This is a genomic window from Streptomyces longispororuber (assembly GCF_014656095.1).
Classification (GTDB): domain Bacteria; phylum Actinomycetota; class Actinomycetes; order Streptomycetales; family Streptomycetaceae; genus Streptomyces; species Streptomyces longispororuber.
In genome coordinates this window covers 1-3162 of the sequence record NZ_BNBT01000302.1, presented here as the reverse complement: position 1 = coordinate 3162, position 3162 = coordinate 1, and the positions used below count along the sequence as shown (strand labels likewise).

Sequence of the window (3162 nt, the reverse complement as noted above, 5' to 3'; positions counted from 1 at the left end):
CGCCGCCACGCCCGCCGCCGTCCCCGCCGCCGTCGCCGTCCTCGAAGCCGCGGGCGTCCGGCGGGTCGCCGTCGCCTCGTACCTCACCGCGCCCGGCCGCTTCGCCACCGAGGCCGCGGGCGCCGCGCCGTGGCTCGCCGCCGCGCCCCTGGGCGCACACTCCGCCCTCGTCCGGCTCCTGCTGCACCGCTACGACCAGGCCTGTTCCGTCGCGCCCGCCCCGGCGCCGCGGCGCCCGCCGACGGCCGCCTGAGGGGGGCGCGGCGCATCCCGCGGCGCGCTGCGTCTACTGTCGGTGCATGGCAGGCACCGCACCGCACGCGCACCCCGAGCCGCAGCCCGAGCACACGGCGTACCCCTGCGCCCTCCCCGCCTTCTCCGCCTACGACGCGGCCGCCGCCGAGCGCTGGGCCGCCGAGCCCGACAAGCGCCCGGGCCGCACCGCCTTCCAGCGGGACCGCGCGCGCGTCCTGCACTCCGCCGCGCTGCGCCGCCTCGCCGGGAAGACCCAGGTCGTCACGCCCGGCACCAGGAGCCAGGCCTGGGACGCCAGTGCCCGTACGCGCCTGACGCACTCCCTGGAGTGCGCCCAGGTCGGCCGCGAGCTGGGCGCCGCCCTCGGCTGCGACCCGGACCTGGTGGAGACGGCCTGCCTCTCCCACGACCTCGGCCACCCGCCCTTCGGCCACAACGGCGAGCAGGCCCTGAACGAGCTCGCCCAGGACTGCGGCGGCTTCGAGGGCAACGCCCAGTCCCTGCGCCTGCTCACCCGCATCGAGCCCAAGCGCTTCGTCCGCAGCCCGGACACCGGCGACCTCGTCAGCGTCGGCCTGAACCTCACCCGCGCCGCCCTGGACGCCGCCACCAAGTACCCCTGGCCGCGCGGCGCCCACCCCGCCGACCCGGACTCGGTGAAGTTCGGGGTGTACGACGACGACCGGCCCGTCTTCGACTGGGTCCGCGAGGGCGCCCCCGGCCACCGCACCTGCTTCGAGGCGCAGGTCATGGACTGGGCCGACGACGTCGCGTACTCCGTGCACGACGTCGAGGACGGCCTGCACGCGGGCCACATCGACCCCAACCTGCTCGGCGCCGAGCCCGAGCGCCGGGACGTGTGCGCGGTCGCCGTCGGCCGCTACGTCCCCGCCGACACCGACCCCGAGGAGCTCGCCGCCGCCCTGGACCGCCTCCAGGAGCAGGAGTGGTGGCCGCACGGGTACGACGGATCGGCCGTCGCCCAGGCCCGGTTGAAGGACGCCACCAGCCAGCTCATCGGCCGTTTCTGCCTCGCGGCCGAGACCGCGACCCGCGCCCGGTACGGGACCGGACCGCTCACCCGGTACGCCGCCGAGCTCGTCGTCCCGCGCGAGACCCGCCTGGAGTGCGCGGTCCTCAAGGCCGTCGCCGACCGGTACGTGATGCAGCGCGCCGAACAGACCAGGCTCCGCGCCGACCAGCGCGTCTGCGTCGCCGAACTCGCCGACGCGCTCGCCGCGCGCGCCCCCGAGGGGCTCGACCCGCAGTTCCGCGCCCTGTACGACGCGGCACCCGACGACCGCGCCGCGAAGCGCGTCGTCATCGACCAGATCGCGTCCCTCACGGACGCCGCCGCCCGCTCCCTGCACCGGCGGCTCACCGCACCGCACCGGACGGCACGCACCGGTGAGTGACCATGGACGATGAACACAGGATGTGACGGAAAGTGGCCGGATCGGAGTAGACCCCCTTCCGTCATCACGCTGCGTGCGGGACTCTCCCAGTGGGCACACAGGTTTCGAGGAGGCATCAAGTGGTCGACGCGGATCAGACGTTCGTCATCGTCGGAGGAGGTCTGGCGGGTGCGAAGGCAGCCGAGACGCTGCGCGCCGAGGGCTTCACCGGCCGGGTGATCCTCATCGGGGACGAGCGCGACCACCCGTACGAACGCCCGCCGCTGTCCAAGGGCTACCTCCTGGGCAAGGAGGACCGCGACAGCGTCTACGTCCACGAGCCCTCGTGGTACGCGCAGGCGGACGTCGAGCTGCACCTGGGCCAGACCGTCGTCGCCATAGACCGCGCCGCGCACACCGTCCGGCTCGGCGACGGCACGGTCGTCCGCTACGACAAGCTGCTCCTCGCCACCGGCGCCGAACCCCGCCGCCTGGACGTGCCAGGCACCGGCCTCGCGGGCGTGCACCACCTGCGCCGCCTGGCCCACGCCGACCGGCTGCGCCACGTCCTGGCCGCGCTCGGCCGCGACAACGGCCACCTGGTGATCGCGGGCGCCGGCTGGATCGGCCTCGAAGTCGCCGCGGCGGCGCGGGAGTACGGCGCGGAGGTCACCGTCGTCGAGCCCGAGCCGACGCCGCTGCACGCCGTGCTCGGCCCCGAGGTCGGCCAGATGTTCACCGACCTGCACGCCGAGCACGGCGTCCGCTTCCACTTCGGGGCCCGCCTGACCGAGATCACCGGCCAGGACGGCATGGTCCTCGCCGCCCGCACGGACGACGGCGAGGAGCACCCGGCGCACGACGTCCTCGCCGCGATCGGCGCCGCCCCGCGCACCGCGCTCGCCGAGTCCGCGGGCCTCGCGCTCGTCGACCGCGCGGAGGGCGGGGGCGTCGCCGTGGACGCCTCCCTGCGCACCTCCGACCCGGACATCTACGCCGCCGGGGACGTCGCCGCCGTCGGGCACCCGCTGTTCGGCACCCGGCTGCGCGTGGAGCACTGGGCCAACGCCCTGAACGGCGGCCCGGCCGCCGCCCGCGCCATGCTCGGCCAGGACGTCACCTACGACCGCGTGCCGTACTTCTTCTCCGACCAGTACGACGTCGGCCTGGAGTACTCGGGCTGGGCGCCGCCGGGCACGTACGACCAGGTGGTCGTGCGCGGGGACGCGGGCAAGCGGGAGTTCATCGCGTTCTGGCTGCGCGAGGGGCAGGTGCTCGCCGGGATGAACGTGAATGTGTGGGACGTCACAGAGACCGTCCAGACCCTCATCCGCACCGCCGCCCACCCCGACCCCGAAGCCCTCGCCGACCCGACCCGCCCCCTGGAGTCCTTGCTGCCCTGACACCGACCACCCGTCCCTCGCGGGTGCGCCCCAGACCCGCCCCTTTCCCGTAACCAGGGGGCTCCGCCCCCTGGACCCCCGTATCGCGCTGACGCGCTCGTCCTCAAACG

Annotated in this window: 2 protein-coding genes and 1 pseudogene; all 3 read left to right on the top strand. The window is 75.3% G+C overall.

The features are described 5' to 3' along the window. A pseudogene (locus tag IE330_RS38245) lies at positions 1-253 on the top strand (sirohydrochlorin chelatase); the annotation flags it as partial. 46 nt (positions 254-299) lie between these two features. Next, positions 300-1670 (top strand): deoxyguanosinetriphosphate triphosphohydrolase, encoded by a 1371-nt coding sequence (locus IE330_RS38240; protein ID WP_229926231.1) that lies wholly within the window; start codon positions 300-302, stop codon positions 1668-1670. Positions 1671-1789: 119 nt separating this feature from the next. After that, entirely contained in the window at positions 1790-3052 is a 1263-nt protein-coding gene (locus IE330_RS38235; RefSeq protein WP_190140783.1) for an NAD(P)/FAD-dependent oxidoreductase, read from the top strand. The last annotated feature ends 110 nt before the right edge of the window (positions 3053-3162 follow it).